Source organism: Arthrobacter sp. JCM 19049, from assembly GCF_001310435.1.
This window is the reverse complement of the sequence record NZ_BAXF01000537.1, coordinates 1-1411: the sequence shown is the minus strand read 5'-3', so window position 1 is coordinate 1411 and position 1411 is coordinate 1. Positions and strand designations below refer to the sequence as shown.

Genomic DNA, 1411 nt, shown 5'->3' with positions numbered 1-1411 from the left:
CCGCAGCAGCGGGGAGGCGACCAGGCGCACCAGTTTCGCGCCCTCCGCGGCCTGCTCGCCGAAGTACTTTCCGGCGCGTTCGGCCATTTCCATTCCCAGTTCGGATAACCCGTAACCGGGGATCCGCCCGTAGAGGATGCGATCGGGGTTCTGCACTTCCCCATGGCGCAGCAAATGGACGGTCGATTTAGGCATGGACTCATTCTCTCAAAGATTTTCGGGAAAACCGTCGGATTGTGGCCACACTCAAGTTTTCACAGCCTGCGCATGGGATTCGCATATACAAAAACCATCCTTTCGGAGGTGTCCGGCGCAAACCCCCATCCACTAGGGTTGTGTAGATAATCCAGCAGTCGCATGAAGGAAGTTCCCATGAGTTCCACTGACCCGAACCAGCCCGGCGACCAGCCGCAGGGTTCCACGCCCTACAACCCCTACGGGGGTGCGGCGCCCCAGCCCCCGGCGTACGGCTCCAACCCGTACGGGCAGCCGGATCCTTCGCAACAATCCAATCCCTATGCCCAGCCCCCGCAGTACGCCTACCCGCCAGCCGGCGGGTACGCTCCGGTGCAGCCCCCGGCAGAGCGTCCCCGCACCCTGCAGCTGGCGTTCTGGCTGATCCTGGCCGCCGGTGTGGTCTCGGCCCTGAGCAGCTGGCTGCTGGACCGCACCCAGTTCTTCGCCGGCATCATCCGTTCGGAGTGGGACCTGTTCCAGTCCGAACTGCGCCGCCAGATGGAAGCGGATCCGAGCCTGGGCAATGACCCGCAGCTGCAGCAGATGCTGGAGAACCCCGACCAGATGATGAACGCGATTTCCGGGGCGATGACCGCCTTCACCATGGTCTCGATTGTCCTGACCCTGATCGCCTACTTCCTGGTTGGCTTCTTCGTTGGCCGCGGCGTGAACGCCATGCGCATCATCGCCACCATCCTGGCCGCCCTGTCGCTGCTGGGCCTGCTGAGCGTGGTGCCGACCATCGCCATGTACGCCAATGCCGCGGACGTGGGAATGCTGACCACCGCCTACGTGGCCAGCGTGCTGCTGGGCATCGCCGGCGTCGTGTGCTCCTGGCTGCGTCCTTCCAGCCAGTACATTGCCCAGCGCCGCGCCGCCCGGCAGGCCGGCTACCGCTAGACCACACCCGCTCACCCAGCCTTCGAACCCCACCGGCACCGGCCTCACGGCCCGGAGCGCCGGTGGGGTTCGGTCGTTAACGCCTGGCCGGTTCCCGAGAAAAATATCCCCGGTCCACCGGTTCCTTTCCCCGTAAAGGGGCGCACAATAAGGTCATGGTTGCCCAGCACCGGACCAGCAGGCCGCACCACCGCCCGAACCGTTTTCCAAGGTCGGACCCGTCACCTCAGGCAAAGCGCGCCGCCGCCGGGCCCAACCGGGGCCGCGGCATCAG

At 65.3% G+C, this 1411-nt stretch carries 2 protein-coding genes; one reads left to right on the top strand and one right to left on the bottom strand.

Going from position 1 to position 1411, the window contains the following annotated elements:
- A partial coding sequence (locus JCM19049_RS14220; protein WP_279403271.1) for a phosphoglycerate mutase family protein occupies positions 1-195 on the bottom strand: 195 nt, incomplete at its 3' end.
- Positions 196-372: 177 nt separating this feature from the next.
- Between JCM19049_RS14220 and JCM19049_RS14215 the strand changes: the two genes are divergently transcribed.
- The gene (locus tag JCM19049_RS14215) at positions 373-1137 is read left to right on the top strand and encodes a hypothetical protein (protein WP_054821902.1); all 765 of its coding nucleotides are present in this window, start codon (positions 373-375) and stop codon (positions 1135-1137) included.
- The last annotated feature ends 274 nt before the right edge of the window (positions 1138-1411 follow it).